The organism is Gemmatimonadota bacterium, assembly GCA_021295815.1.
In the GTDB taxonomy this organism is placed as follows: Bacteria; Gemmatimonadota; Gemmatimonadetes; order Longimicrobiales; family Gaopeijiaceae; genus JAGWBQ01.
Genome location: JAGWBQ010000008.1, coordinates 1 through 26,072, shown reverse-complemented (window position 1 = coordinate 26,072; position 26,072 = coordinate 1). Strand labels below are relative to the sequence as shown.

The 26,072-nt window shown below is 68.0% G+C and carries 18 protein-coding genes, 2 tRNA genes and 1 other RNA gene; 10 read left to right on the top strand and 11 right to left on the bottom strand.

Annotated elements, in window-relative coordinates:
• The first annotated feature begins 1 nt into the window (after position 1).
• Genes J4G12_04870 through J4G12_04850 form a run of 5 tightly spaced genes read left to right on the top strand, consistent with a single transcriptional unit; the run spans position 2 to position 6,281 of the window.
• Entirely contained in the window at positions 2–1,414 is a 1,413-nt protein-coding gene (locus J4G12_04870; GenBank protein MCE2455136.1) for an isochorismate synthase, read from the top strand.
• Complete coding sequence (gene menD / locus J4G12_04865; protein ID MCE2455135.1) at positions 1,411–3,204, top strand: 2-succinyl-5-enolpyruvyl-6-hydroxy-3-cyclohexene-1-carboxylic-acid synthase; 1,794 nt, start codon at positions 1,411–1,413, stop codon at positions 3,202–3,204. Before J4G12_04870 ends, menD begins: the two co-directional genes overlap by 4 nt.
• Before the next feature lie 26 nt (positions 3,205–3,230).
• Positions 3,231–4,070, top strand: a complete 840-nt coding sequence (menB, locus tag J4G12_04860; protein ID MCE2455134.1) for a 1,4-dihydroxy-2-naphthoyl-CoA synthase — start codon at positions 3,231–3,233, stop codon at positions 4,068–4,070.
• A gap of 29 nt (positions 4,071–4,099) precedes the next feature.
• On the top strand, positions 4,100–4,963 hold the full coding sequence (locus J4G12_04855) for a 1,4-dihydroxy-2-naphthoate polyprenyltransferase (GenBank protein MCE2455133.1): 864 nt from the start codon (positions 4,100–4,102) through the stop codon (positions 4,961–4,963).
• 13 nt (positions 4,964–4,976) lie between these two features.
• Positions 4,977–6,281 (top strand): AMP-binding protein, encoded by a 1,305-nt coding sequence (locus tag J4G12_04850; protein ID MCE2455132.1) that lies wholly within the window; start codon positions 4,977–4,979, stop codon positions 6,279–6,281.
• A gap of 27 nt (positions 6,282–6,308) precedes the next feature.
• Here the strand turns inward: J4G12_04850 and J4G12_04845 are convergent, their stop codons facing one another.
• From J4G12_04845 to J4G12_04830, 4 genes are all read right to left on the bottom strand, one after another.
• Positions 6,309–6,581, bottom strand: coding sequence for an ATP-binding protein (locus J4G12_04845; GenBank protein ID MCE2455131.1), 273 nt, complete (start codon positions 6,579–6,581; stop codon positions 6,309–6,311).
• A gap of 141 nt (positions 6,582–6,722) precedes the next feature.
• Positions 6,723–6,953, bottom strand: a complete 231-nt coding sequence (locus tag J4G12_04840) for a transposase (protein ID MCE2455130.1) — start codon at positions 6,951–6,953, stop codon at positions 6,723–6,725.
• 135 nt (positions 6,954–7,088) lie between these two features.
• Complete coding sequence (locus J4G12_04835) at positions 7,089–7,556, bottom strand: hypothetical protein (GenBank protein MCE2455129.1); 468 nt, start codon at positions 7,554–7,556, stop codon at positions 7,089–7,091.
• A gap of 70 nt (positions 7,557–7,626) precedes the next feature.
• Positions 7,627–8,799, bottom strand: a complete 1,173-nt coding sequence (locus J4G12_04830; GenBank protein ID MCE2455128.1) for an amidohydrolase family protein — start codon at positions 8,797–8,799, stop codon at positions 7,627–7,629.
• A gap of 222 nt (positions 8,800–9,021) precedes the next feature.
• Between J4G12_04830 and J4G12_04825 the strand changes: the two genes are divergently transcribed.
• Together J4G12_04825 and J4G12_04820 are read left to right on the top strand one after the other, a co-directional pair.
• Positions 9,022–10,434 carry an amidase gene (locus J4G12_04825; GenBank protein ID MCE2455127.1) on the top strand — a complete coding sequence of 471 codons (1,413 nt, stop codon included), beginning with the start codon at positions 9,022–9,024 and terminating at the stop codon, positions 10,432–10,434.
• 134 nt (positions 10,435–10,568) lie between these two features.
• Positions 10,569–13,772 carry a glycosyl hydrolase gene (locus J4G12_04820; protein ID MCE2455126.1) on the top strand — a complete coding sequence of 1,068 codons (3,204 nt, stop codon included), beginning with the start codon at positions 10,569–10,571 and terminating at the stop codon, positions 13,770–13,772.
• A gap of 27 nt (positions 13,773–13,799) precedes the next feature.
• On the opposite strand, the gene J4G12_04815 is transcribed toward J4G12_04820, so the two are convergent.
• The 5 genes from J4G12_04815 to rnpB form a co-directional block, all read right to left on the bottom strand.
• Positions 13,800–14,459 carry a hypothetical protein gene (locus tag J4G12_04815; protein ID MCE2455125.1) on the bottom strand — a complete coding sequence of 220 codons (660 nt, stop codon included), beginning with the start codon at positions 14,457–14,459 and terminating at the stop codon, positions 13,800–13,802.
• Positions 14,456–16,291, bottom strand: coding sequence for a creatininase family protein (locus J4G12_04810; GenBank protein MCE2455124.1), 1,836 nt, complete (start codon positions 16,289–16,291; stop codon positions 14,456–14,458). The genes J4G12_04815 and J4G12_04810 overlap by 4 nt, the downstream gene beginning before the upstream one ends.
• A gap of 55 nt (positions 16,292–16,346) precedes the next feature.
• Positions 16,347–19,646 carry a glycosyl hydrolase gene (locus tag J4G12_04805; GenBank protein ID MCE2455123.1) on the bottom strand — a complete coding sequence of 1,100 codons (3,300 nt, stop codon included), beginning with the start codon at positions 19,644–19,646 and terminating at the stop codon, positions 16,347–16,349.
• Positions 19,647–19,669: 23 nt separating this feature from the next.
• Positions 19,670–19,743: transfer RNA gene (locus J4G12_04800), tRNA-Arg, on the bottom strand.
• A 109-nt stretch (positions 19,744–19,852) separates the two neighbouring features.
• Positions 19,853–20,237, bottom strand: an RNA gene (gene rnpB / locus J4G12_04795) — RNase P RNA component class A.
• A 3-nt stretch (positions 20,238–20,240) separates the two neighbouring features.
• Between rnpB and J4G12_04790 the strand changes: the two genes are divergently transcribed.
• Positions 20,241–20,384: a hypothetical protein gene (locus J4G12_04790; GenBank protein ID MCE2455122.1), complete on the top strand. Its 144-nt coding sequence runs from the start codon at positions 20,241–20,243 to the stop codon at positions 20,382–20,384.
• An 11-nt stretch (positions 20,385–20,395) separates the two neighbouring features.
• Here the strand turns inward: J4G12_04790 and J4G12_04785 are convergent, their stop codons facing one another.
• The gene (locus tag J4G12_04785; protein MCE2455121.1) at positions 20,396–21,580 is read right to left on the bottom strand and encodes an acyl-CoA dehydrogenase family protein; all 1,185 of its coding nucleotides are present in this window, start codon (positions 21,578–21,580) and stop codon (positions 20,396–20,398) included.
• A complete protein-coding gene (locus J4G12_04780) occupies positions 21,580–22,710 on the bottom strand; it encodes an aminopeptidase (GenBank protein ID MCE2455120.1) in 1,131 nt (376 codons plus the stop codon). Before J4G12_04780 ends, J4G12_04785 begins: the two co-directional genes overlap by 1 nt.
• A 279-nt stretch (positions 22,711–22,989) precedes the next feature.
• On the opposite strand from J4G12_04780, the gene J4G12_04775 reads away from it, so the two are divergent.
• Positions 22,990–23,062 (top strand) — tRNA-Lys (locus J4G12_04775).
• 237 nt (positions 23,063–23,299) lie between these two features.
• Positions 23,300–25,714 carry a M20/M25/M40 family metallo-hydrolase gene (locus J4G12_04770; protein ID MCE2455119.1) on the top strand — a complete coding sequence of 805 codons (2,415 nt, stop codon included), beginning with the start codon at positions 23,300–23,302 and terminating at the stop codon, positions 25,712–25,714.
• Positions 25,715–26,072: the final 358 nt, after the last annotated feature.

The following is a 26,072-nucleotide window of genomic DNA, read 5'->3' as shown; positions in this document are numbered from 1 at the left end:
GATGGACGAGCGTCGGCTGGTCACGGTCGCGGCACCTGTATCCGGAGCGCGTCCGGGTCCATTCATGCGCGCGGCGGCGGGAGAAGCTCGCGGATTCGCGGCCCGGGGAAACGAGTGGGTGGCGTGTGCAGGTATCGCCGCGGTCCTGAAGATCGAAGGCGGCGAAGACGACCGTTTCCGGAAGGCGAAGGCGATGGCCGAGCGTCTGGTTCCCGTTCGCGAACTCCATCTGGCCGGCTCGGGGTCGAACGGCCCCAAACCCGTGCCCGCTCGCTTCTACGGCGGCTTCACCTTCAGAGCGGCGGGCGAGGTCGCGGGCTCCGGCGACGGAAGGGAATGTTGGGACGGCTTCCCCGACGCCCTCTTCCACCTGCCGCGCTACGAGCTGGAGGGGGATGGCGCGGGAGCTCTCCTGAAGGTCAACGAGCTGACCGAGGGAAAGGTGACCCGGGCTGTCACGGATCGCATGTTCGAGGCGGCGAAGGCTTACTCGGACCGCCTGGTCGGGCCGTTCGGTCTGGAACGCGCGGGCTCCGGGGCGGACCCGGCGCCCGCCCGGCTCTGCGGGACCCGGTTTCCCGCATGGAGGAGCGGAGTCGAGAGCGTTCTCCGGCGGGTGCGCTCCGGCCAGGTGCGCAAGGTGGTGCTGGCCCGCACCCTCGATGTCCGAGGCGAGCGGGTCGTGGATCCGGTCGATGTCGTCGACCGGCTCTGGCACGTGGGAGACGAGAGCCACATCTTCCTCATCGAACCGAAAGCGGGTGTCGCGCTGGTGGGAGCGGCGCCGGAAACGGTCGCCGCGGTCCGCCGCGAATCATTCCATGCGACTGCGGTCGCCGGCTCCGTCGGGCGCGGGAGGACGGCTGACGAGGACGCGTCGCTGGGCCGGACGCTTCTCGCCAGCGCCAAGGACAGGGGTGAGCAGCGAATGGTCGTGCGAGACATGGTCGCCCGGCTGCGGAGCCTCTGCCGCGAGGTGGACTTCGACCCGGAGCCGCACGTGCTTCGTCTCGCCAACCTGCAACACCTCGAAACGCGCATACGGGCGCGGGTGCCCAGGGGCACAGGCGTGCTCGACCTCCTGGGCTCTCTCCACCCCACGCCGGCCGTCTGCGGGGTCCCCCGACAGGCGGCGGAAGCCGCGCTGGAGGCTGAAGAGCCTTTTTATCGCGGATGGTATGCGGGTCCGGTGGGCTGGTTCGACACGGCCGGGAACGGCTCCTTCGTGCCCGCGTTGCGCACCGGAGTGACTAACTCCGGCGGGTGGCGGCTCTTCGCGGGGGCCGGGATAGTCGCGGGTTCCGACGCCGACTCCGAGTGGCGGGAGACGAGCCTGAAGTTCACTCCCATGCTCCGGGCACTTGCCGCAGGCGGACTCGATCTGCCTTCGACGGCGTCGGAGGCCGGATTTTGAGCGCCGACGGCGGGCGGGCCGCGACAACCCTGTGGGCAAGAAGCTTCGTGACCGCGCTCGCGGATGCCGGACTCCGGGAACTGGCGCTGGCTCCGGGCTCCCGCTCGACCCCGCTGGTAATGGCCTTCGCCCGGGAGGAACGCATCCGTTGCCGGGTCCATCTGGACGAGCGCTCGTGCGGCTTCTTCGCCCTCGGAGTGGGGAAGGCGAGTCGGACCCCGGCTGCGGTTCTGACCACATCGGGCACGGCGGTCGCCAACCTCTATCCGGCCATCGTCGAGGCCGCGAAAGCGGAGGTTCCCCTCATCGCGCTGACGGCGGACCGGCCGCACCACCTGCGGGACTCCGACGCGAACCAGGCGATCGACCAGATCCGTCCTTTCGGCCGCTATCCGCTCGCTTCCTGGGAGGCGGCTCCTCCCGGGTCCGATCCGGCTGCGCTCCGTCACCTCCGGGCGCTGGCGCATCGGGCGGTCGCGGAGGCGAAGGGTGCGCCCGCAGGACCGGTGCACGTGAACTTCCCCTTCGACAAGCCGCTCGAACCTGCGGAGGAAGCCGACCCGAGGCGGGGTGTGGAGACCGTATTGTCCGGTCCGCCGCCGCTGCGGGTCGAGCGCGGGCGCCGCGCCCTCTCGTCCGAAACGCTGACCGAGCTTCGGGAAATGGTCGAGGCTCGAGCCCGAGGCGTGATCATCGCCGGTCCCGCTTCCGATCCCAAACGCCTGGGACCTCGTCTGCGCGCCTTCGCCCGGTCGAGCGGCTACCCGCTTCTGGCGGATCCTCTCTCCGGCGGACGTTACGGCGGAGATGCCGCCCAAGCCGTCGCCGCCTACGATCTCTTCCTCCGCGATCCCCAAGTTGCGGCGTCGCTCGAGCCGGAGATCGTCATCCGTGTCGGGCCCTCCCCCACATCCTCGGCGCTTCTGGACTGGATCGATCGCCACCGGGACGTCCATCAGGTCGTGATCGACGGGGGAGCGAGCTGGAAGGACCACCTCGCCAGCGCGAGCCACTACCTCGTGGCGGACCCGGCGGGCGTGCTCGCCGAACTGGCCGTAAGCGGTGGCGAACCGAAGAACCGCGCGAGGACGGACCCCTCCTGGCGGGAAGCCTGGTTCACTGCGGAGACCGCCGCGCGTTCGGCGCTCGCAGAGAACCGGTCCGAGCCTCACGAGGGCTACATCGCAGCCCAGCTCGTCGATGCAATGCCCACGGGATCGAGCCTGGTCGTGTCGAGTTCCATGCCGGTGCGCGATCTCGACGCGTTCGGCGGTGCGCGTTCGGAGCCGCTTGCGGTCTACGGAAATCGGGGCGCCAGCGGTATCGATGGAGTGGTCTCGACCGCCTTCGGGGTGAGCGCCGCGACGGTCGGACCGACCCTCTGCCTGATCGGAGACGTGGCGTTCCTGCACGACCGGAACGGTCTACTGTGGAGCGGAGACGGTATCCCGGTGATCTTCGTACTTGCCGACAACGACGGATGCGGGATATTTCACGCGCTGCCCATAGCCGACCGCGAGCCCGAGTTCACGCGTTTCTTCGCCACTCCTCACGGGAGCGATCTTTCCGATGCGGGGGCGACGCACGGGGCCGCGACCACAACCGTCGAAATCGCCGAGGTCGGCCGGGCCGCAGCCGAAGCACTCGAGGCGGGGAAGACGACCATCGTCAGGGTGAAGCTCGATAGGAGCCGGGATCACCGGTTGCGAGGAGATTCTGCGAAAGCGGTCTCGCAAAGAGTCACCGCCGCGCTGGCGGCCTGCCGTCTCCGGCCGCCGAAGACAACTTAGCCTTCTAAGAAGAGGAGCGGGACGACATGGAGAAGCCGGTCTGGCGACAGGTCGCCGAGTACCAGGACATCACCTACCACAAGGCGGACGGCGTCGCCCGCATCGCCTTCAACCGTCCGGAGGTGCGCAACGCCTTCCGACCCCGGACGCTGGCGGAGCTGCAGGCGGCCTTCGTGGATGCCGGCGAGGATATCGGGATCGGCGTCGTGCTCTTCACCGGCAACGGGCCGGCCAAGGACGGCAAGTGGGCCTTCTCGGCAGGGGGCGATCAGAAGGTGCGCGGCGAGGCCGGCTACGTCGGCTCCGACGGCGTGCCGCGTCTCAACGTCCTCGAACTCCAGCGCTACATGCGCTCGATGCCCAAGCCGGTGATCGCGCTGGTGGCGGGCTACGCCATCGGCGGCGGCCACGTCCTTCACGTGGTGTGCGACCTCACCATCGCGGCGGACAACGCCGTCTTCGGCCAGACCGGCCCCATCGTGGGCTCGTTCGACGGAGGCTTCGGCTCGTCCTTCCTGGCACGGAGCGTCGGCCAGAAGAAGGCCCGCGAAATCTGGTATCTCTGCCGGCAGTACTCGGCGGAAGAGGCTTTGGAGATGGGGCTCGTCAACACGGTCGTCCCCCTGGACGAGCTGGACGACGAAGGCTGGCGCTGGGCCCAGGAGATACTCGACAAGAGTCCGCTGGCGATCCGGCTTCTAAAGAGCGCCTTCAACGCCGACCTGGACGGACAGGCCGGACTTCAGGAGCTCGCGGGCAACGCGACCCTCCTCTTCTACATGACCGAGCAAGGCCAGGAAGGCAAGCGCGCCTACGTCGAGAAGCGCAAGCCCCAGTTCCGGGACTACCCTTGGTTGCCCTGGTGAGCGGAATCTCGCGGCTCCGCGCCTGGACGATGGCGGCCCGCCCCAGGACGCTCTGGGCCGCGGTCGCGCCGGTCGCCGTAGGCGGCGGACTTGCGGAGCACCACGGGTTCTTCGCTCCAGCTCCCACGCTCGGTGCGCTCGCGCTCACCGGAACGATCCAGATCGCGACCAACCTGGCGAATGACTACTATGACTTCGTCAAGGGAGCCGATACCGAAGACCGAGTCGGTCCGACCCGGGTGACGCAGGCCGGCATCCTGACGCCCGCAGCGGTTCGGAACGGCATGCTGGTGGCACTCGCCTGCGCCGCCTGCGTCGGTGTCTGGCTGACAAGCATCGGCGGCTGGCCGATGGCGGTCGTGCTGGCGCTGTCGCTCGTCTGCGCGGTGGCCTACACCGGAGGGCCCTACCCCTTGGGCTACAACGGTCTGGGAGACATCTTCGCCTTCCTCTTCTTCGGACTGGTCGCGGTGGGCGGGACAGTCTATCTCCAGGACCCGTCGGGTTGGCCTGGGACCGACGCGTTTCTGGCGGGAGCCGGCGTCGGTGCGCTCTCGACCGCCATTCTGGTGACCAACAACCTGCGCGATCGCCACACCGACCGGGCAGTGGGCAAGCGCACGCTCGCCGTTATCTGGGGAGCGGCCGCCGCTCGGGCGGAATACGTCGCCTGCCTGTCCGTGGCGGTCGCGGTTCCGGTGGTCGGCTGGAGCTGCTTCGGATGGCCGGCGGCGAGCCTCGGCGCGCTCTTTGCGATGGCGTTCGCCGTTCGCCCGCTCAAGCTCGTTCTTCGGGCCCGACAGCCCGTCGCACTCGTACCCGCACTCGGCGCCACCGCAGGCGCGCTCGCGGTCTACGGAGCGCTGCTGGCGTTCGGTTTGGCGGCAGGCTAGCATCGGAGGGCGCTTGCTCAGGGGTGGAAGTTCGTTCACGCTGGTTACCCGCGAGGGCGAGCTCGGCGGCAGGGAGCTCGAGGGCCGCGTCGGCTCCCGAATGGAGGAGCTGCGCCGAAACGGGCTGCGCCGCGGCTCCCTCTGCCCTTTGCTCTCCACCGCGAACGTCGAAGGCGTGCTGGATCTGCTCGCTTGCTGGCGGCTTGAAGCCGTTCCCGCCCCGATCAACCCGCTGCTTCCGGCCCGGGAGATGGAAGCGGCGCGAACGCACCTCGGTGCCGTGCCCGAAAATTCCGGGCAGGACCCCGGACCGTCTCGGTGGCCGGGCGGCCCTCCGGTCGCGATGGTCCGAACCTCCGGCACCTCGGGCATCCCCCGCTATCTGTCCCTGAGCCGGAGAAACGTGACGGCGAGCGTGAAGGCCGGCTCCGAGAGACTCGGCCTCACCTCCTCGGACACTTGGCTCGCCTCCCTCTCCCCCGCGCACGTGGGTGGGCTGATGGTGGTCGCCAGAGCCTGGTTGCTGGGCTGTCGGCTGGCGGTGACCGGTTCGAGCGCGGCGCCTTCCGTGTCGGAGATAGGGCGGGCGCTCGACGGAGATCCGGGGCCGGTCACGCATCTCTCGCTGGTGCCGACCCAGCTCTCTCGCCTGCTCGATCTGTCCGGCGGCGACCCGCCGTCCGCGCTCCGTCTAGTGCTCGTGGGCGGCGCGCGCACCCCTGGGGCTCTCGTCGATCGGTGCATCGAACGGGGATGGCCGATCGCCCTCACCTACGGAATGACCGAGACCACCTCCCAGGCGGCGACCGCGACCCCGGAGGAGGTACGGAGGAAGCCGGGCGCCGTGGGCAGGCCGATCGCCGGCGTCGAGATCGCCATCTCCCCCGGTGGCGAGATACTGGTGAAGGGTGACGTCCTCGCCGCTCGGACCGACGCCGGTGGCTGGTTTCGGACCGGCGACCTAGGTCGGTTGGATGAAGACGGCGACCTCTGGATCACCGGCAGACGAAGCGACCGCATCATTTCCGGAGGAGCCACCATCGAGGCCGGCGACGTGGAAAACGTTCTGGCCGAGCATCCGGCGGTCGCGGAGGCGTGCGTGATCGGTCTGCCCGACGAGCTTTGGGGCGACAAGGTGTGCGCGTGCGTCGTGCCGGTCGAGGGCGAATTCGACTTGGCGGAGCTCGACGAGTGGACGCGGACCCGCCTAGCGCCGTCGCACCGTCCACGACTCTGGCACCTCCGCGCCAGTCTGCCGCTCAATGCGGGCGGCAAGGTCGATCGGTCCGTCCTTGCTCGGGAGATGCGGCCGGGCTAGCGAGCCCTGTACGGCGTCGCCCGTCCGCTACCGAAGCGGAAGCCGAATCGTGGAAAGAGACCAAGCGCATCTCGCCGAGAGCTCCGCGTGACGGCGCATCCGGTAGCTGTTGCCCCGGATGTTGACGATGTGGCACCGATGGAGCAGCCGGTCCAACAGGGCGGCGGCCATGACCTCGTCGCCGAGGATCCTGCCCCATTCCTCGAAGCCCTTGTTCGAGGTCGGCACGGTCGAGGCGTGGCCGTAGCGCCTGTTGACGAGCTGGAAGAAGAGGACCGCGCCACTCTGCGTGACCGGCAGCTGCGATCCGTATCGCGCGACGACGACTGGAGCGGCTGGTGCGAGTTCTTCCTTACGAAGAGATGAAGGACCTTGTCCTGAAGGTCACCAACTCACGGTATGCGATTCGGGCTCTCGACTCGATCTTCCGGCACCCGGTTCTTACGAGTGGACCTGCCCCGCTTTCACGGACGGTTGGTTTTTGGCGTCCCTCTTCGTCGTACCCGTCTTGAAGCGCCGGCGCGTCAGGCCCACGATGCCCAGCTCCCTCATCAGCCGAGCCACCCGCTTGCGGCACGCACGCTCTCCGTCGGCCAGGAGGGCCGCGGGGATCCGAGTGCGGACGCCCCTCGAACTCCCGGGCCAGAGCCCCCGACTACGCCCGGCCCTCACCAGCTCGACGATACGCTCCCTTTACTCGGGCGGATACCGCCCTCGCCTTCTTCCCGCCATGTCTCACTTCCTTGGTTGCACCCAAAGGAAACATGTCCGTCTTAGCGGGGCAACTCCAGTGCGTTTTGCCGTCCGCTACCCAACATGCTTCCGAAAGAGAACACCCCCTGTGGCGAGTACGGCTAGAACGCAAACACCTGCCGCTATTGCCAACCACACGGAATCTACACCATAGTAGACCAATCCGGCCACATAGGTTACCAAGGCAAAACCCAAACTGATTACGTACACGGCGAAGAACTTCACCGCCAACGTCTTCACTTCAAACGTTTCGGGGATTGTTTTTTCAGAGGTCACGATGGTGCGCTTCGCCTTCCGTCGCCTGAGATGGCACCACATGAGAACACCCGCTCCTGCGGGAAATACGGCTAGAGCGCCAGTCGCAATTGCCAACTGCGTAAGGCCCACTACACTATGCACCCATACCGCCTGGAGAGCTATCGAGGCAAGAAGCATCCAGATGCTTAGCGCTCCGGCAAGCTCCAGCGTCTTCATCTTCACTTCAATCGTCGCCGGCGCTGTCTGTTCGGTTGCCGTGTTCATCGGTGTTCCTCGCTCATCGTCCGAGTGAATGTCGCTGCTACCCTAAAGAAGCTCCGACGATCCGGCGCGTTCAGCCCCCCACCGGATTCCTGTCGAGAGCGTTCCTGCGGGGAGCCGCGCTCCACGCCTCCAACGATTCGCCGGGTATCCACTCCCCGCGCACCAGAAGACCGAGCGGGCGCGAGAGCACGGCGAGCTCCTCCAAGGGGTCACCTTCGAGCATGACGAGATCGGCGCGGCCTCCAGGCCGGATCACGCCGAAGCTCGCGGACGGATCGATGAAGGTGCGGATGAACCGGGCCGGAGCCGTCGTGGCCGCAGCCAGCGCCTCGTAACGCGAGAACCCGGCGTCCTCCAAGGCTCTCAACTCATCGAGGAGGGATGCGCCGGGCGCGACGAGCGGCATGGGCGTGTCGGTGCCCGCGAGCACCGGCGAGGCCGCCGTCTTCAGCTCCCGGATCAGCCTGTGCTTGAAGTCGCTGAGCTCCGCCGCGCGGGAACGCAGGGCCGGGTCGAGGGCGGTGTAGGGATTGTCGACGGTCCAGGCTCGTCGCATCTCGCTCGTGAGATCTCGCGACGGCCGGCGACGCAGCTCGGCGGCGAACTCTTCGGGCGAGCCCCATTGCCGGGCCACGGCGTCGAACGCGACCAGGCGAGAAGTGAGCCAGATGCCGGAACGGGACCAGTCGACGGCGACCGACCTGAGATCCTCCGGAAGGTGAATCCCGAGCATGGCTGGAGTCAGACCGTGGGTGCAGAGCCCCGCCAACCCGGAGGACTCGGAGCCCTCCTCTTCCTTGCCGGCGAAGGTGACGTGGCCGGTACGGTAGACGTTGGGCGAGGGCAACCCCCGCCCGTCGTCGCGGCTCGGCAGCGCATCGGTGACCGAGAAGACGGTGGTGATTCCGTGGGCCAACAGTTGCGGAAGCCACTCGTGCGCGCGGTCGTCGATATGGACGTGGGCGTCGGTCAGGCCGGGCATGAGGAAACGTCTGCCGTGGCCTTCGACGACCTGCGCGTCGGGCGGCACGCGCACGCCCCCTAGCCTGCCTACCTCGACGATCTCTCCGTCTTCGACCACGACGACGTGCCGGTACAGGACGGTCTCCCGGTCCATGGGCAGCACGTTGAAGTCCCTGAAGACGACGGTCGAGACTCCGGTCCGCTCGACGACCGTATTGGCCAGAACGGCGAGGCCGTCCGGAGCGGCGGCGCTCTGCCAGGGCTTTGCGTGCACAGCCACGGTGACAGTCGTGGCCGTGAGCAGGAGGAGCCCCATTTTGTCTTTTGCCGATACTGCCATGGTCTGGACGCAGGCGGTAGGTTATCGAACGGTAAGATAACACGGTCCCAAGAACGGGACCTTCGCATTTCGCGGTTCCGGAACCACCGGAGGAGGAGGGATGTCCAACGGAGCAAGAGTCCTGGGTTTGCAGGGTCGCTTCATTCCCAACAGGAGGCGGCCGTGACCGAAGACGGGCACCCCCTCGAGTGGCCGCTGTTGCAGATAGCCTCCGGGCTGCGCTCGGGAGCATGTTGCGCGCTCGATCTCGCTACCGAGGCCGTGCGCAGGCACGAACTCACCGGCCCCGAGCGCCGCGCCTACGCCTATTTCGACGCCGCCGCAGCCTTGGCGGCGGCCGCCGCCGCTGATCGACTGCTGGCAGCCGGACGCTCGGGGAGCGCCGATCCAGGCTCCATGTGCGGCATCCCGGTATCGGTCAAGGACCTCTACGGTGTGGAGGGCTGGCCGATCGCGGCCGGAAGCTCCGAACCCCTCCCGGACGGACCGTGGAGCAGGGACGCCTGGCTCGTCGCTCGTCTGCGCAACCAGGGGGCCGTGTTTGTGGGCAAGACGCACACGGTCGAGTTCGCCTACGGAGCGGTCGGCGTGAATCCCGAGACCGATACGCCGGTCAACCCTTGGGATCGCGCGTGCCGGCGCGTTCCCGGAGGCTCTTCGTCGGGGGCGGGAGTCAGCCTCGCCGAGGGCTCGGCGCTCGTCGCTCTCGGATCGGATACCGGTGGCTCGATCAGGATCCCGGCCGGCATGACCGGCGCGGTCGGGATGCGCACCTCGACCGGAAGGTGGAGCACCGAAGGCATCGTGCCCCTCTCGCCCACCTTGGACGTCGCGGGCGGTCTAACGCGTTCGGTTCTCGATCAGGCCTACTTCTTCGGTTCCGTCGATCCCGAATGGGGGGACGGCTCCGGCTTCCTCATGCGCTGTCTGGCCCACGCCCCGAGAAGGCGACGGGTCGGGGTGCCAGAGTGCGGTATCTGGCGGGAGACCCAGGGCGACATCGCCCGCGGGCTGCGCCGTGCCGTCGACCGCCTCGCGCACTCCGGCTGGGGCGTGCGGGCGACCGACGGCGGTCTCCTCGACGACGCCGCCGACCTCTACCTTACCGGCGGGATCCCCGGCGCCGAGCTCGTTCACTTCCTCGACACGCGACTACCAGGTCGACGCGACCGCCTGAACCCGCTTGTCGCCTCCCGATTCGGCGACACACCCGTTCTCGGTTCGGAGCGCCACACCGCCACCTTGCACCGCCTCGGACGACTCCAAAGCCGGGCCGACACCCTCTTCACGGAGGTCGACCTGATCGCGTTGCCGACCGCCATGCTGACTCCGCCCACCTTGGCCGAGGTGGAGGCCGACCTCGGTCGCTATGTGGCGGTCAATTCGACAGCTCTCCGGCCCACCTGCCCGGCGAGCATGCTCGGCCTGCCCGCCATCACCCTGCCCTGCGGGCTCGACGACGCCGGCATGCCGGTCGGACTTCAGCTCGTCGGACGTCGGAAACGCGACGTGGAGCTCTTGGCCGCCGCAGTCGCCGCCGAGGGCGTGCTGGGGCGGCTCGAACGCCCCGCGTGACCGTTCCGCCAGCGCCGCGCCCAGCCCCCACATCGCGCTCGGCGCTTGCAGAAGGTCGTCAGCGGGCTGCCGGCCACCGATCCGGGCTTCAGGCCCGTCCGTCCCACCCACAGTCACACTCGACACCATCAGCCATGCGCACCGGAACCCTCCTCATCGCCCTCGCCGTGCCGGCCCTGGCCGCAAGCGAACCGCTCGCGCCTTCGAACCCGCTAGCCCTACCCCCGCAAGCCGCACTCGCCGCCCAGGAGGTCGAACACGCTGTAAGCCCCGCGCTCTACCAGTCGATGAGCTGGCGAGAGATCGGACCCTTCCGCGGCGGGCGTTCGGTGGCGGTGACCGGAGTGCCGTCCGACCCGACCACCTACTACATGGGCACGGTCGGCGGAGGAATCTGGAAGACCGGCGACGCCGGCATCACTTGGACGAACGTCACCGACGGTCAGTTGGGCACGTCCTCGGTCGGGGCGCTCGCGGTTGCCGAGTCCGATCCGAACGTCGTCTACGCAGGTATGGGCGAGCACGCCGTCCGCGGCGTCATGACCTCTCACGGCGACGGCCTCTACCGCTCGACCGACGCCGGACGCACGTGGACCCATCTCGGCCTCGAGGCCACCCGGCACATCTCGCGCATCCGCGTCCACCCCCACGACCCGGATCTCGTCTACGTCGCGGCGCAGGGAGCGGCCTACGGCGCCAACCCCGAGCGCGGCGTCTATCGCTCGACCGACGGCGGCGGCACCTGGGAACTCGTCCTCTTCGTGAGCGACGAGGCCGGCGCCTCCGACCTCAGCATGGACATGACCAACCCCAGGATCCTCTACGCGGCGTTCTGGGATCACCGGCGCTACCCCTGGCAGGTGCGAAGCGGGGGGCCGGGGAGCGGTCTCTGGAAGTCGACCGACGCCGGCGACACCTGGAACCGGATCGACGAGGCTCTGCCCAGACCGTTGGGCAAGACCGCCATCGACGTGTCGCGAGCCGATCCCGACCGCGTCTTCGCTCTCGTCGAGGCCGATCCCGACGGCGGCCTCTACCGCTCCGACGACGCCGGCGAGACCTGGAGCCGCGTGAGCGACAACTGGTCGGCTCGCGCCCGGGCCTGGTACTACATCGAGGTCTATGCCGATCCGGTGGACCGCGAGACGGTCTACGTCATGAACGCGCCCTTCATGCGTTCGATCGACGGCGGACGCAGCTTCGCCAACGTTTCGGTTCCGCACGGGGATCAGCACGATCTCTGGATCAATCCCGTCGACAACGCGAACATGATCAACGCCAACGACGGCGGCGCCAACGTCACCTTCAACACCGGCGCCTCGTGGTCCACCCAGCGGAACCAGCCGACCGCGCAGTTCTACCGGGTGGCCGTCGACCACCGCTTCCCCTACCACGTCTACGGAGGGCAACAGGACAACTCCACCGTCGCCATCGCAAGCCGGGGCCGAGGCGGCATCACCTGGAAGGACTGGTATGCCGTGGGAGGTTGCGAGAGCGCCTTCACAGCGTTCGACCCCGTCGATCCTCGTCTGGTCTACGCCGGCTGCTACATGGGCATCATCAGCGAATACGACCATCGAACCGGCGGTTCCCGCGACATCGGCGTCTACCCCGTGCTGCCGGCGGCCCTTCAAGGGCGGGAAATGCGCTACCGCTACAACTGGAACGCCCCTATCGCGGCTTCGCCCCACGACCCCTCCACCATTTATCACGCGGCCAATCACCTCGTGCGGACCCGGGATCGAGGCATGACCTGGGAGGAGGTCAGCCCGGACCTGACCCGCGACGACGACGCCAGGCAGGGCTACGGCGGCGCGCCCATCACCAACGAAGGGGCCGGCGGCGAGATCTACGGCACCATCAGCTACGTCGCCGAGTCCGCGCTCGAGGCCGGTCTCATCTGGACCGGCAGCGACGACGGTCTGGTCCACATCACCCGCGACAACGGTGCGAGCTGGACGAACGTGACGCCGGACGGGATGGAGGAGGGGCTGGTGAACGCCATCGAGCCGTCACCGCACGATCCTGCCGTCGCCTACGTCGCCTTCACCCGATACAAGTTCAACGACTTCGCGCCGCGCGTCTTCGTCACCGACGACTACGGTGAGAGCTGGAACGAGCGGACCGAAGGCGTCGCCGAGGAAGCTTGGGTTCGGGTCGTCAGGGAGGACCCGATCCGACCCGGTCTTCTCTACCTGGGCACCGAACTCGGCCTCTACGTCTCCTGGGACGCAGGGCGGCGCTGGCAGCCCTTCCAGCTCGACATGCCGGTGACGCCGATAACCGATCTCGCGATCCAGATACGAGAGAACGACCTCGTCGCATCCACGAGCGGACGCGGCTTCTGGATACTCGACGACCTGTCACCCGTACAGCAGCTCCCCGACCACGAAATCCGAGGGGAGGACTTCGACGAAATCGCCTTGCTCGCTCCCCGGCACGCCTACCGCATCGCGGGCGGAGGAGGCGGCTTCGGCGGCAGCGGAAACGTAGGCCGCAATCCGCCGACGGGAGCGATCATCGACGTGGTGCTCCCCGACGGGGTGGCGGAGACCGACACCCTCACTCTCGAATTCCTCACCGAGTCGGGCGAGCTGGTGCGGACCCTGTCGTCGCACCCCGATCCCGAGCTCTCGCCGGAGGCCTCTCCCCTGCCCTTCAAATCCGGCCACAACCGCTACAGCTGGGACCTTCGCCACGAGCGCATCCCCAACATTCCGGAGGCCTACGTCTTCGGCTCGCTCGCCGGCAGGCGCGTGGTTCCGGGAACCTATCTGGCACGGGCCCGTTTGGGCGATTGGAGCGACGAGCAGCGCTTGGAGGTACTCGCCGATCCCCGTTCCGACGCGACCATTGCCGAGTACCGCGAACAGGACGCATTCGTGGCCGAGGTGGCGGCCGAGCTGACCCAGGTGCACTTCGCGGCCACCGACGTGAACGACGTGCGCGCCCAGATAGAGAAGGTCGTCGAACTCATCGACGGGAGGCCCGGCGCGGACCAGGCCGAACCGCTGGCGGATTCGCTCGCCGCGGATCTCGGAGCTGCGGCCGACTCGCTCTATCAGGCCCGGGTGGTGGACGGCCAGACCGTCATCAACTTCCCTTCCCGCCTGAAATTCCAATATGTGTGGTTGCACGGCAACGCCGAATCGGCCGACGCCGGGGTGAGCCGGGGTTCGCGGGACGTGCTCACCGACCTGCGGGTCCGCTGGGGTGCGCACCGGGCACGCGTGGAAGAGCTGCTGGGCGAGCGGCTCGACGAGCTGAACGAAACCCTCGCCCGCTACGCCCTCGGGACCGTGCTCAGGCCTCGCCTGCGGGAACGACCGGTGAGCTGAGCGGTCGGGAGCCCGACCGCGTCCGCTTCAGATTTCCCGGCTATCCCTCTCAGCGTCGGCGTCCGCCTCCAGATCGATCACCTCGAAATTGTGCTCCTGCAGCCAGGGAACGAGCCGATCCCAGAGCCCGTCGGCGTCGACGCTCACCAAGGTGGCGAGATCGTCGAAGGTGGTGTCGAGCGAGACCTTCTTGGCTGTCGTGCCGCGCTTGCGACGACCGTCCCCGGCCCCCGCGCGAGCGTCCTTGTGGAGCCGGCTGAAGAGTCCGGGAGTCGGACGCATCTCGGCGAGCTTGCCCAGCCGGTTCCGTTCGAGACCGGCGGCGAGAAGGACCTCGTTGGTCTCGACCTGTTCCGAAAGGAAGACCTTCTTGACCTTCGTGGACAGATAGGTCAGGCGACGCTGGTAGCTCCGCTTCTGCCCTTCGCTGGGTCTGGGACCCTCGCCCGGTTTCGCAAACGCCCTCAAGGACTCGGCGCGGATACGCCTGAGCAGCAGGTCCACGGTGTGCCCGCGGGCCGAACGGGCCACGTCGATGTCGGTGCCGGTGCGTTCGAAGTAGCGAATCACGCTGCGCAGGATCGGCTCCTCGCTCGACGGGAGCCGCTCGCCGCACTCATTCGCGACAGCTTCAATGTCGGGTCTTCCGCCGAGCGTGCGCGGGGCGGCGGGTCTTCTCGGGCTCATCGTCTTCCACCTGTCTTGCCGGCCTGACGGTCGTCGGCCTCGATGCGTTCTCTGATCACCCTCGCCGCTCGTAGGGCTCGGAGCTGCGCTATCTCGTTTCCAAGCGTCAGCGACTGCCTGAGATCCTCGAGCGAAAATCCGTCGATGCTCGCCTGCCTCACCGCCATGCGTTCGTGCCAGCGCACGGAAGCCAGAGACGCGACCATCATGTTGAGGGTGATCGTGGGATTGTCGTGGAGCCCGTCGCTGTCGTCGGGCGAAGGCGCCATTCCTCGTTCGACGAGCAAGTTCCGGGCGTCGGGGGCGCGGTAGTACTCCGGAATGTGGTAAGCCCGGGCCGATCCGCCCCACTCGGAGCTGAGGGCGGTCGCGACTCGCTCCTGGCCGGCCTGATTGCCGCCCGAATCGCCGATGAGGACGATGTCGGTGAAGCCGTGTGCCTTCAACGAGCGCGCTATGTCGGTGAGCAGCGCGTCGTAGGTATCCTGAGTGAGCGAGATGGTGCCGGGGCTGCGCATGTGTCCGGTCTGCGGATCGTGGCCGCCCTCCGGGACCCATTTCACGATGGGGGCGCAGAGGGCGTTCCCCAGCGCGGCTGCGATCTTGGCGCAGTTGGTCCTGAGCACGTAGTTGTGCTTTCCCGTCACCAGCCAGGGGCCGTTCGGCTCGACGCCTCCGGTCGGGATGATCGCCGTGGTTCTGCCTTCCGCCAGAGCGTCGCGCACGTCCATCCAGGTCATCTCGGCGATCCACGGCGTGGAGACGGGCGGCAGGGGATTGGGCGTGTCCGAACAGTTGTAGATGTTCGCGGCGCAGCGCCCGCCTCCCATGTCGCGCGGGTCGGGGTCGGGCCGCTGCGGCGGTGGCCCCGTACGGGTCCGGCCACCTCCCGCGCCGGGGTCGCTCGCTGCCGGAGCCGGCGGCGGAACGGTACCGCCGTGCGCGACGGCTTCACGGATGGCCGATGCCGTGGTCGTCGCCCTGAAGGCCACGATCCTGCGGGCGTGCTCGAGGCTTCTCACCCGGTCGGCGAGCGAGAAGCCGTCGATCGAGGCCAGACCCGCCTCGACCCGCTCCGCCCAGCGCACCGAGTTCGGGTCGTCCGCGAACATGTTGAGCGCGATGATGGGATCATCGTGGAGTCCGTCTCCCTCGCCGGCCCGGAAGCCGTGCTCTTCCTCCAGGTGGCGGCGGACGCTCGCGTAGTCGTAGTAAGCCCCGACGTGAGCCACCACCGGCGAGCCTCCCCACTCCTCCGTCAACCTCTCGGCGACGTTCCGCTGCCCGGTCTGGTTGCCGCCCGAGTCGCCGAAGTAGATGATGTTCTCGAAGCCGTGAGCCCTGAGCGAACGGGCGATGTCGGTGAGAACGGCCTCGTAGGTCGCCTGCGTGGCGCTGATCGTGCCGGGGCTGGTCATGTGGCCGCTCCTCGGTTCGATCCCGCCCTCGGGCACGAAAGGCAGGACCGGTGCGCACAGAGCGTCGCCGAGTTCGCGAGCGATGGCGTCGCAGTTGGCCCGCAGCACGTAGTTGTGCTTGCCGGTCGCGAGCCACGGACCGTTGGGTTCGACGCCTCCCGTCGGTACGAGGGCGGTCCGTTTCCCTGCAGCCAGAGCGTCGCGCACATCCATCCAGGTCATCTCCTCGATCCACACCGTGGTGGCCTCGGGGAGCGGATTGGGCGTATCGGCGCAGTTGTAGACGTTGGCGGCGCAACGTCCGCCGCCGAGATCCCGGGGGTCGGCGGGCTCCTGCGCGTTTGCGGGAAGCGCGGCCGGCACAAGCAGAAGACCGGCCGCGACGGGAACGAGAGAGAGCTTGATGCGAGTCATGCGGTTGGGCGTTGGGGAGATAGTGCGTCGGCGGGGCGAAACGGCGGTAGACGAGTCAATCGCCTATCCCGCCTATCGGTCCGCCGGGAGTCCACGGGGCTCCGGCCGCGGCCAGAGCCTCTTCCAGCTCGGCGAGCGGGCCGGAAATCAAATCCGCCAGTTCGACGGCGAACTCCTGAAAGTCGCCGCGAGCGATCTCCAGGTTGGAACGCATGGTCGCGGTCGGGCGCTGCCGGGTGTTCCAGTGACCGCCGGCCACGCTGCCCACCCGACCCGAAATGCCGGGCACGCGCGACTCGTCGAGCGAGCCCCGAACAGGATCGCCGCGCAGTCGTCTGGAGAGTATTTCGAAACCGGAATCCAGAGCGTCGATGCGCTGGTAGAGGGTCAGGTCGGCGCCCGGGGTCCGCTGCAACGCCGCCCGCATGTATCTGAGACGGTCGCGTTGCCGATCGAGCTCGGCCCCGGCCGCCTGTACCTGGCGTTGGAGCCCGGCGGTCTCGCGCTGAAACTCGGCGACGGCCACGAAGTCGGTTCCCGGAGCCCCCGGAGTCGGCTTGAGCGTGAAGCTCCGCGGCGAGCCCAGCTCTTCCACTCCGGCGTCGCTCACCCGAAGGAGCTGGACCGAGTAATCGCCCGGCGCCACCAGCGGACCTACCGGCTCGGTGACCCAGGGCGGGGTGAAGTCGGGGGTGTCGAAGCTCACCGGATTGGGAGCGGGATGGCGCAGGTCCCAGCTCGCTCGGTGCAGTCCGGCCCGGACGGAGCCTTCGATCAGCCTCACCGGCACGCCGCGGGCGTCGGAGACCCGGAGAAGGGCGAGCGTCTCACCTTCCATCCTTTCAAGGGTCAGGGCGTCGTAGCCCGGGAACGGGATGTCGCGCCCGTCGTCACGCAGGGCGCGTTCTCGTGCGCGGCGTTCGTCCGCCGCCGAAGCGGGCCGTTCGGGCATGTGGTAAGTGAAGGTGGCGCCGAATTCCGGGTTGGGCGCGACGTAGGCGGCGCTCCCCAGGGTGGGGCGTCCCTGCGCCTGGTTCGGCACGTTGGGCACGTACCACCACGCGTCGCGCACCGGCCACACGCCGCCTTCCTCGTTTTCCAGCGCGCCCCGCGCGATCTCACGGAGGGGCGAGTAGTCGTCGAGCGCGTAGAAGCCCCGTCCGAAGGTCGCGCCCACGAGGTCGCCGTCGCGCCGCTGAAGTTCGAGGTCGCGGAAGGCGATGGTGGGTGCGCCCCTGAGCCGGTGCCAGTTCTCGCCGGCGTTCGGCGAGAAGAAGAGCCCCCACTCGGCGGCCAGGAAGAGAAGTTCGGGCGTTTCGTGATCCTGTTCGATGGCCCAGGCGACCATGTCCGGCGGCAGGTCGCCGGCGATCGACTCCCAGCTTTCGCCCCGGTCGTCGCTCCGGAAGACGTAAGGCGAGTAGTCCCCCACCTTGTGGGCGTCGGCGACGGCGAAGACGACCGCGGTGTCCGACTGCGCGGCCTCGACATCGTTCACGAAGGAACGCTCGGGCACTCCGGGAAGCGGAGACGCCGTCCGCCAGCTCGTGCCGCCGTCCGGGGTCATCCGGATCAGACCGTCGTCGGTGCCCGCGTAGACGACCCCTTCCGCGAGGGGGCTCTCCGAGATCGCTGTGACGGTCGCGTACTTCGACATGGCTCCGTTGTCGTGGAGCGCGTCCAGCTCCCACACCCGGCCCATGAAGGGCAGCTCGTAGCGGTTGGTCCCGGTGGTGAGGTCGCCGCTGACGGCGCGCCAGGAGTCCCCGCGGTCTTCGCTTCGCCAAAGCCGCTGCGAGGCGAAGTAGATTCTGGACGGCGAGTGCGGGCTCACCAGAATCGGGGAGTCCCAGTTCCAGCGTTCGGGCGGATCGTCGGGCGCCGGCTGGGGCCGAATGGAGATCGCCTCCTCGTCCCGGCGGTGAACCCGGTAGAGGTTGCCTTGCTGGGTCATGAGGTAGAAGAGGTCGGGATCGAGCGGATCGAACTGGACGCCGTAGCCGTCCGCGCCCATCGGGAAGTACCAGTCCGAGTTGCGCACGCCTTCGACGTTGAGCGTGCGCGAGGGACCCCAGAGCGTTCCCAAGTCCTGAGCGCCGCCCAGAATCGCGTAGAAGGGCTCGTGCGAGGAGAGCGCGAGCTTGTAGAACTGAGAAATGGGCATGTTGGGGAAGTGCCGCCACGAGTCCCCGTGGTCGAAGGTCTCGTAGAGCCCGGCGTCGGTACCTGCCAGCATGTGCTCGGGGTCGTCGGGATCGATCCAGAGCGCGTGGTTGTCGGAGTGCTTCTCGCGACCGGTGCCCAAGGGGTCGAAACTAGCCCCGCCGTCCCGCGTGATCTGGAAGAAGACGTCCATCTGGATCACGAGATCGGGATCGTGCGGCGAGGCCTCGATTTCCTGATAGTAGTGGGGACCCGTGCCGCCGGATATGTAGGAGTTGCGTCGTTCCCAGCTCTCGCCGCGGTCGGTCGAGCGGTAGAAGCCGCGCTCGCTCGGATCGGCCTCGATGGTCGCATAGACGAGCGCGGGATCGGCCGGCGTGGTGGCGAGCCCGATCTTGCCCATGTCGCCCGAGGGCAGGCCAGTGGTGACTTCCCGCCAGTTGTCGCCGCCGTCGACGGACTTGTGGATGCCGGAGCCCGGTCCGCCGCCCAGGAAGCCCCACACGTGCCTGCGCCGCTGGTAGGTGGCGGCGTAGACCGTGCCCGGGTCGTCGGGTGCGAACTCCAGATCCGTGACGCCCGTGTGGGTGTCGACGCGAAGCACCCTTCGCCAGCTCTCGCCGCCGTCGACGGACTTGAAGACTCCCCGGTCGCCCCCCGCCGACCAGAGCGGTCCCTCCGCAGCCACCAGAATGGTCCGACCGTCCTCGGGATGAATCAGGATCCTGCCGATGTGCTCGCTGCGTTCGAGCCCCATGTTGCGCCAGCTCGCTCCGCCGTCCAGGCTCCGATAGACGCCCGAACCCCAGCCCACGTGACGTCCGCTCACGTTCTCGCCGGTTCCGACCCAGACCACCTCGGGGTTGATGGGATCGATGGCGATCGTGCCGATCGAGTAGCTGGGTTGGTCGTCGAATATCGGAGTCCAGGTCGTACCGGCGTTAATCGTCTTCCACACGCCGCCGGACCCCACGGCCACATACCAGACCGAACGATCTTCGGGATGCACCGCGATGTCGGCGATCCGTCCCCCCGCGACCGCGGGTCCGATCTCCCTCAGAGCGAGGGCGCCCAGAACGTCTTCGACCCGGCTCCGCCCGGCTTCGTCTTCCTCCGAGTCCTGGAGGACCGCCGCGGCCGAAACCGGGACGACAAGAAAAACCGGTAGCAGAAGTGCGGGCAGCTTGCTCATGGCTTGCGTTCCATTTGGAGAAATGCGCCCGGCAGGATTCGAACCTGCGACCTCATGCTCCGGAGGCATGCGCTCTATCCGACTGAGCTACGGGCGCTATGTGACGCTTCAGGCTGCGGTGTAGCCGAGCTGTAACTTACTAGGTTGTGCCGCAGGTCACTAAGGAGCCTGCGGATGCTCAAGTTCGGTACCCGGCGTCGAAGCTGCGGCGAGCGCGCGCTGTAAGCCGAGTTCTGTACCTCGCCTGCGGGCGAGGCGAGAGTCATTCATCTGGGACCGCCGTCGCCGACGGCCTCGTGCGGCCCACCCGGAGCTCGAACGGGACGGGCCGTCCCTCGCTCCTGCTTGGCCTTGCTGCAGGTGGGGTTTGCCAGCGGCTCACCGTTGCCGGCAGCCCGGTGCGCTCTTACCGCACCGTTTCACCCTTGCCTGTGCCGCAGGCTACGCCTCCGGCCATCGGCGGTCTCTTCTCTGTTGCACTTTCCGTCGCCTCACGGCGCCCGGGCGTTACCCGGCACCCTGCCCTGCGCAGCTCGGACTTTCCTCCGACGGTGCAATACGGCCACCGCCGGCGACCCCCCGCGCACGCTCGCAATGGAAAGATACACCGTCGAGGGCGAGTTGTCCAAGGCAGGCTCGGGCCCGCCGACCGCCGGCATCGAGCAGCCCCGGGAGACCGTGGACGAAGCTCGCGACGAGCACCGAGGGCGGCGCGGCGCCGCCCTGCGGGAGGTTTAGTCCAGGAGCGGTCAGAACGCGCTCAGCCCGGTCACGGTCTGGCCGAGGATCAGGGAGTGCACGTCGTGCGTGCCTTCGTAGGTGTAGACCGACTCCAGATTCGCCATGTGACGCATGGAGTGGTACTCGACGAGGATGCCGTTCGCGCCCAGCAGCCTGCGCGCCTCCCGAGCCACGTCGGTGGCCATGGAGCAGTTGGCCCGCTTGGCGAGCGAGACCTGCTGCGGCGTCATGCGTCCCTGGTCCTTGAGCCGGCCGAGACGGTAGGCGAGCAGCTGACCCTGCGTGATTCCGGTCAGCATGTCGGCGATGCGCACCTGCTGTATCTGCTTTCCGGCAATGGGGGTGTCGAACATGACCCGTTCCTTCGCGTAGGAGACCGCCTCGTCGAAGCAGGCCATGGCGGCCCCCACGGCTCCCCAGGCGATGCCGTAACGGGCCTGGGTCAGGCACATGAGGGGATGCTTGAGACCTCCGGAGGTTCCGGGCAGCATGGCGTCGACGGGGAGCTCCACGTCGGAGAGCGCCAGCTCGCTCGTGTCGGAGGCGAGCAGCGACAGCTTGCCCTTCTGGTCGCGAGCGGTAAAGCCGGGAGCGTCGGCGGGTACGAGGAAACCCCGGATGCCGCGCACGTCTCCGATCTCGCCGGTCTGCGCCCACACCACCGCCACGTCGGCCATCGAACCGTTGGTGATCCACATCTTGGATCCGTTCAGGACCCAGCCCGAATCCGTCCGCTTCGCGGTGGTCACCATGCCGGCGGGGTTCGAGCCGTAGTCGGGTTCGGTCAGGCCGAAGCAGCCGATCTTCTCGGCGCTCGCCATGCCAGGAAGCCACTCGCGCTTCTGCTCTTCGCTGCCGAAGGCGTGGATCGGATACATGACCAACGCCCCCTGGACCGAGGCGAAGGAGCGTATCCCCGAGTCCCCGCGCTCGAGCTCCTGCATGATGAGGCCGTAAGCGACGTTGCCGAGACCGGCACACCCGTATTCTTCGGGAAGGTTCGCGCCCAACACTCCCAGTTCGCCGAGCTCGGGGATGATCTCGGTCGGAAACGTCCGCTCGGTGTAGGCGTGGCCGATGATGGGCATCAGCCGGTCTTCCACCCAGTCACGGATCGTGTCTCTGACCATCCGCTCCTCCTCGCCGAGGAGGGAGCCGATGTCGTAGAAGTCGATTCCCCGAAAACGCGCCATCAGCGTACCAGCCTCCCGTTGTCGACCCAGATTTCGTCGCCGACCGTCACCGTCGCGTCGGTAAGGAAATTCCAGCGCACGTATCCGCCGGTCACCGCTCCCCCCAGCTCCGAGTTGTCTCCCAGGGAGAGACGAACCACGCCCGCGCCGTATCCGTAGTAGGGTATCCATGGAGCGCCCGCCGTGTTTTCCGTGACAGCCAGCAGAGGGTTGAAGCCCAACGCGAGCTCTCGGAACGAACGGCTCGCCGGCGCCGCGGAGGCCATTTCAGCTTCGACCGCCTCGACATTGGTGGCGGCGGTTGCCGAAACGACCGTTCCCCCCTCGAAGGTGAGAACCAGGCCCTGCACGAACTCACCGCTCCAGACCGCGTCCGGAAAGGCGATGCGGCCGTTCACGCTCTCCTCGACCGGAGCCACCCGGATCGCGCCTGCGGGGAGCTCGATCTCGCGGTCGATCAGGTTTCTGGCGAGCAGAGCCCTCGCCGCGGAGGCGTCGCCGTCCTGGCGGGTCACGGGACGATCGCCGATCCGGAACGAGATGTCCGTGCCCATCGGCGTCGTCACCCGGATGTCGGTCTCCGCCATTCCGCGCGCGGCCTCCTCGAAGGCCATCTGTAGCTCGGCCAGGGATCCGTAATCGGTCTCCAGCAGAGCCCGCTGATAGTGGGCGTCGATTTCCGAGTCCACCTCCAGCTCCGCTCCGCTTCCGTCGTACGCCCCGAGCCAGTGGAAATGCACCGCCCTGCCGATTCCGCCGCGCAGCACCTCCTGATAGGCGGCGTAGACCGGATGTGCCGGGGTCGCGCCCGGCAGCATCACGCCCACGTCGACGACGGAGAGCGCATCGACGAGCCCGTCGGCCTCCGTCTCCGTCAGCCGTGTCGTGAACTCGGTCGACCATTCGGGCGGCCCTGCTCCCGCCACCGACCAGGAACCGAGAGCCTCGGCCCCGGCGGCCCGAGCTCCGTCGGTCAGGACGTCGTGGAGCGGATCCCAGCGTCCCGGGGCGCCGACCAGAAGGATGCGCTCGCCGGCTTGCAGATGGAGACGCTCGAGGACGGCGGATCCGATCAGTGCGAAGTCCGGCGCCGCCAGGGCTTCGGGCGGACCGGGCGGAGTGCAGGCCAAAGCGGTCACCGCCGCGAAGGAGCAACCTCGGACAGCGGTACGCGGACCGAGCCGGGACGAGCCTCGAGCGGGCGGGCTTCCCGGTCGAGGCGAGTGCGGCCTCGCCCGTCCAAATGGGAGCGGAGCCCGCCGGAAGAAGAGTCTGGCGACGTGCATTTGACAGGTTCGATGGTTTGGATGGGGTGACCGGACGAGCGCCCCGAACGGGCGGACAACGACCGGTGCGACGTACCCCCTTGACCGATCAGGGGGTTCAGGCATTATCTTGGGCGCCTGTCCGCCTCGCTAGCTCAATTGGCAGAGCAACTGACTCTTAATCAGTAGGTTCGGGGTTCGATTCCCTGGCGGGGCACTCGAGTGGCGGCGGCCCTTTCCCGATGACGAGCGGATCGCCGAGAAGGCCCGCCGATCGATTCGGGACGGTGCCGACGGGGCGGGATGCCGGAACGGGAGAGCTGCTGCGGCTTGTGGCGGTCCTTGAGTGTGGGCAGATTGGGGAGAGCAACCGTCGGACCCCCGCGACCCGTTCCCCATGGCAGCCGAAACACCCGTCCCTTCTGCGGTCACCGCGCAAGCGGAGAGAGCGTCGATGATCGCTTCGGCCCCGATGGACTCGATATGGGTCGGACTGACCCGGATCGCTCTTGTAGGTGCGGTGGCTCTCACGACGGGGACGTGTCAGTACTCGGATGGATCGCGCGGCACGCCGAAAGTCCTGCTCATCGGCATCGACGGGGTCCGCCCGGACGTGCTTGCCGAGGTCCCCACCCCCAACCTCGACGCGCTCGCCGAAGCCGGATGGTTCACCGACCGGGCGCTCACCACCACCCCTTCCGTCAGCGGTCCGTCGTGGTCCTCGATGCTGACCGGCGTATGGCCGGACAAGCATGGCGTCACGGACAACAGCTTCGATGGACGGGACTACGCGGCCTTTCCCTCGTTCCTCGCCAGGGCCGAAGGGATCCGGCCCGAGACGGCCACCTTCACCGCTCTCGACTGGATGCCGCTGGCGGAGCTTCCGGGCGACCCCGGTCCGGCCCTTCCGGTCGGGATCGACGTGCGCGAGGTGTTCGACGGCTACGACCTGGGGTGGGACGTGGCCGACGGCGAGGTCGCGGCCCGCGCGGCGCGACACCTCGGCGAGGCGGACCCCGACGCGATGTTCGTATATCTCGGCAACCCCGACGAGACCAGTCACCGGACCGGTTCGATCGGCAGCGAATATCGGGAGGCGATCGCGCTGGCGGACCGGCATGTGGGCATGATGGTCGATGCGATTCGCGAGCGTCCCGGATACGAGCACGAAGACTGGCTGGTTCTCGTGAGCACCGACCACGGCCGGCGCGCCGACGGCGGCCACGGAGGCGACTCGCCCGAGGAGATGACCATCTTCATTCTGGGAAGCGGCCCGGCGACCGCGGACTGGCCGGCTCCAGGGCCCGCCAACATCGTCGATGTCGCGGCCGCGGCCCTCGATCACCTCGGATTCGAGATCGACCCGGCCTGGGAGTTCGACGGAGTCCCGCTGGGTGACGACATGATCGCCCGCATCCGCGACGAAGGGCTGAACCGCTCCCAGCTCCCCAACACGCTGTCGTACATGACCGACATCATCGGGGCGCGGCTGACCAATTCGGTCGCGATGGATCGCGCGCAGGAATGGGCTCTCGGGGAGATGCGTCGGATCGGGCTCGAAAACCCGCGCCGCGAGCCCTTTATGAATTACGGAGCAAGCTGGGACAACGAGTACGTCTCGGTGCACATGCTGGAACCCGACTACCAGCCGCTGGTCGCGTACCCGATTGCGCACACGCCGGGAACCGACGGCAAGCGCACCCTCGACGTCGTGATCGCGGACATTCGAACGGGCGGCGACCTCGAAGCCCTGCGCGGACAGCTTCGTGGCAAGGCGGTTCTGTCCACTCCGCCCCCCGTCGTCGACCTCCGGCGGTTCGCTGCGGGCACTCCACGCCGCACCGACCAAGAGATGCGCGCCCTGGAAGAGCCGGAGCCGCCGCCGCGACCGCGCGAGCCACCTCAGTCCGCGTCCGATGCCGCGACTCGACCTGTGCAAGGCTTCGCCGCCGCCGAGCGCCTCGCCTTCTACGTCGAGGAGGGGGTCGAAGTCGTCCTGGAATCGAACAGCGGCTGGCCGGGGGCGGTACGCGGTTTCGCGCGACCGGGCGCGAAGGTGGACATGTGGGACCGGGACGCCACCCTCGCATCGGTGCCGATCGTCGCGGTGACGCCAGAGCACTACAACCGCATGTACCGGATTCTGGAACGCGGCACGCCCGTCACCATCGAGGCGGAAGTTCGCAATGTCCACGGCGCCGGAGCGACCGAGGCCCGCAACGTGATCGGCGAGATCCCCGGAAGCGATCTGGCGAACGAGGTCGTCATGATCGGCGCTCACTTCGACACCTGGCACGCCAGCCCCAACGCCAGCGACAACACTTCGGGATCGGCGGTCATGCTCGAAGCGATGCGCATCCTCAAGGCGGTCGGCGCCCGGCCGCGTCGCACGATCCGCATCGCGCTCTGGTCCGGGGAGGAGCAGGGCCTCTTCGGATCGTCCGCCTACGTCGAAGACCACTTCGGCACCCCCGACGGCCCGGACGGCACCAAGCCCGCCTACGACGACTTCTCCGTCTACTTCAACCAGGACTACGGACCTGGCCTCTATCGCGGGATCTGGCTGCAGGGCAACGAGAACGTCCGCGATCTCTTCACCGACTGGATGGAGCCGTTTCACGATCTCGGGATGACCACCATCTCGCCGCGGAGCGTCGGCAGTACCGACCACGTGCCCTTCGACCGGGCCGGTCTTCCCGCCTTCCAGTTCCTGCAGGCGCGCGCGGGCGGCACGGGCGGGCACACCAATCTCGATTTCTACGACACCCTACCTGTTGACGAACTCGTCACGAACGCGGTCATCGTGGCCGCCTTCGCCTACAATGCGGCCATGCACGACACCAAGGTGCCGAGGAAGGGATCCGACTGATGGAAGACGCCCGCGCAGGTGACGGTGCGCCGCGAAGCTCGAGTGCGAGCTTCTCGACCGGAGGCAATTTCCGACGGTAGCCGAGGCGAGCCGCGAAGTCTTCAACTTCATCGAGGGCTTCCACAACACCCGCCGGCTCCGCTCGGCGCTCGGCTACGAATCACGGCGGGCTGCTGACCGGTATCTCCGCCGGGCACTTGGGGTAAGGCGGATGTTTACGTATTCTTGCCGGTCAACAGCTTACGTCTCGGATTCAACATACAATAGCTCGAGATGCCGCGGCAGGCGGGACCGGCTAGCGGCGGCGGATGCGCCCGGTCACGATCAGGCGCTCCTCGTATTCGCGGGCGAACGCCTC

Coding starts and splice junctions, on each gene's coding strand:
- J4G12_04870 (MCE2455136.1), top strand. CDS start 2: ATGGACGAGCGTCGGCTGGTCACGGTCGCGGCACCTGTATCCGGAGCG.
- menB (MCE2455134.1), top strand. CDS start 3,231: ATGGAGAAGCCGGTCTGGCGACAGGTCGCCGAGTACCAGGACATCACC.
- J4G12_04855 (MCE2455133.1), top strand. CDS start 4,100: ATGGCGGCCCGCCCCAGGACGCTCTGGGCCGCGGTCGCGCCGGTCGCC.
- J4G12_04835 (MCE2455129.1), bottom strand. CDS start 7,556: ATGAACACGGCAACCGAACAGACAGCGCCGGCGACGATTGAAGTGAAG.
- J4G12_04820 (MCE2455126.1), top strand. CDS start 10,569: ATGCGCACCGGAACCCTCCTCATCGCCCTCGCCGTGCCGGCCCTGGCC.
- J4G12_04815 (MCE2455125.1), bottom strand. CDS start 14,459: ATGAGCCCGAGAAGACCCGCCGCCCCGCGCACGCTCGGCGGAAGACCC.
- J4G12_04810 (MCE2455124.1), bottom strand. CDS start 16,291: ATGACTCGCATCAAGCTCTCTCTCGTTCCCGTCGCGGCCGGTCTTCTG.
- J4G12_04805 (MCE2455123.1), bottom strand. CDS start 19,646: ATGAGCAAGCTGCCCGCACTTCTGCTACCGGTTTTTCTTGTCGTCCCG.
- J4G12_04790 (MCE2455122.1), top strand. CDS start 20,241: ATGGAAAGATACACCGTCGAGGGCGAGTTGTCCAAGGCAGGCTCGGGC.
- J4G12_04785 (MCE2455121.1), bottom strand. CDS start 21,580: ATGGCGCGTTTTCGGGGAATCGACTTCTACGACATCGGCTCCCTCCTC.
- J4G12_04770 (MCE2455119.1), top strand. CDS start 23,300: ATGATCGCTTCGGCCCCGATGGACTCGATATGGGTCGGACTGACCCGG.